A 2,138-nucleotide genomic window follows, 5' to 3' on the forward strand; every position below is an offset into this window, starting at 1 on the left:
AAAGACCATGGCGCCGTCCGCGCATCCCTTCCAAACCTCGAAGACTACGGGCCTGTAGCTCAGTTGGTTAGAGCGCACCCCTGATAAGGGTGAGGTCAGAAGTTCAACTCTTCTCAGGCCCACCACTTTTATGTGTGTGTGCGAAGCGACCGACTGCTGACTTACAGTCCATACGAAGACTGGGGGTGTAGCTCAGTTGGGAGAGCGCCTGCTTTGCAAGCAGGAGGTCATCGGTTCGATCCCGTTCACCTCCACCATTATCTGGTGGTTGCGCGCTGCAAAGCGCGGCAGACAGATCGCCGATGAAAGTAGCGGCAACGAGAGTTGTTACGAGGTTTGGAAGATACTGAGATATCTGGTCTTAAGGGACCGGATTAGAGATGTTTGACATTGTGAATAGGGAATATGAAGAGAACGGATCTTTCCGTTGTGATTTTTCGCAACGAAAGAACGTGATCGCGATACTGGCTGTATTGTGAATTGGCAGGGTTTTACCCCTGCGCAAGACGCAGAACAGTTAGCTGAGGGATCTCTCAAGCATAATAAGGGCATTTGGTGGATGCCTTGGCGTTAAGAGGCGATGAAAGACGTGGCACTCTGCGATAAGCTACGGTGAGCCGAGAGCAGGCTTTGACCCGTAGATTTCTGAATGGGGAAACCCCATCCAATAGGATGATCATAACGTGAATACATAGCGTTATGAGGCGAACCCGGGGAACTGAAACATCTCAGTACCCGGAGGAAAGGACATCAACCGAGACTCCGCAAGTAGTGGCGAGCGAACGCGGACCAGGCCAGTGGCCTATGATCAAGAACCGGAACGATCTGGAAAGGTCGGCCATAGTGGGTGATAGCCCCGTACGGGTAGAAAATGCATAAGTCCTCGAGTAGGACGGGACACGTAGATCATAGGTCCTCGAGTAGGGCGGGACACGTGAAATCCTGTCTGAACATGGGGGGACCACCCTCCAAGCCTAAGTACTCCTTGACGACCGATAGTGTACCAGTACCGTGAGGGAAAGGTGAAAAGCACCCCGATAAGGGGAGTGAAATAGTTCCTGAAACCGGATGCCTACAAGCAGTTGGAGCCTCTTTATGGGGTGACAGCGTACCTCTTGCATAATGGGTCAGCGAGTTAGTCTTACAAGCGAGCTTAAGCCGTTAGGTGTAGGCGCAGCGAAAGCGAGTCTTAATAGGGCGATTGAGTTTGTGGGATTAGACCCGAAACCAGGTGATCTAGCCATGAGCAGGTTGAAGGTGATGTAACAGTCACTGGAGGACCGAACCCACGTCTGTTGAAAAAGACGGGGATGACTTGTGGTTAGGGGTGAAAGGCCAATCAAACCTGGAGATAGCTGGTTCTCCGCGAAATCTATTTAGGTAGAGCGTCAGACGAATACCATCGGGGGTAGAGCACTGAATGGGCTAGGGGGCCTTACCGGCTTACCAAACCTAATCAAACTCCGAATACCGAAGAGTACTATCTGGCAGACAGACTACGGGTGCTAAGGTCCGTGGTCGAGAGGGAAACAGCCCAGACCGCCAGTTAAGGTCCCAAAGTTGTGGCTAAGTGGGAAAGGATGTAGGACGGCCAAGACAACCAGGACGTTGGCTTAGAAGCAGCCATCGTTTAAAGAAAGCGTAACAGCTCACTGGTCTAAATAAGCTGTCCCGCGCCGAAGATGTACCGGGGCTCAAGCCACACACCGAAACTGCGGATTTGTTCTTTTAGAACAAGTGGTAGCGGAGCGTTCCGTAAGCCTGTGAAGGTGTACCGTAAGGTATGCTGGAGGTATCGGAAGCGAGAATGCTGACATGAGTAGCGATAAAGGGAGTGAGAACCTCCCTCGCCGAAAGCCCAAGGGTTCCTGCGCAAGGCCAATCCGCGCAGGGTGAGTCGGCCCCTAAGACGAGGCGGAAACGCGTAGTCGATGGGAAACAGGTTAATATTCCTGTACCCGTGAGAAGTGACGGCCTCTGGAAGTAGTTTTTCCTTATTGGATTGGAGAAGCTGCCAAGGAGGTCCAGGAAATAACTCTCACATATGGACCGTACCCCAAACCGACACAGGTGGGCAGGTTGAATATACCAAGGCGCTTGAGAGAACGATGTTGAAGGAACTCGGCAAATTGCCCCCG

The 2,138-nt window shown here is 52.2% G+C and carries 2 tRNA genes and 1 rRNA gene; all 3 read left to right on the top strand.

Annotated elements, in window-relative coordinates:
- The first annotated feature begins 48 nt into the window (after positions 1–48).
- Positions 49–125, top strand: a tRNA-Ile gene (locus B30_RS21120).
- A gap of 56 nt (positions 126–181) precedes the next feature.
- Positions 182–257: transfer RNA gene (locus B30_RS21125), tRNA-Ala, on the top strand.
- Positions 258–532: 275 nt separating this feature from the next.
- A 23S ribosomal RNA gene (locus tag B30_RS21130) occupies positions 533–2,138 on the top strand; the annotation flags it as partial.

This window comes from Celeribacter baekdonensis B30, from assembly GCF_000299875.1.
GTDB classification, from domain to species: Bacteria; Pseudomonadota; Alphaproteobacteria; order Rhodobacterales; family Rhodobacteraceae; genus Celeribacter; species Celeribacter baekdonensis_A.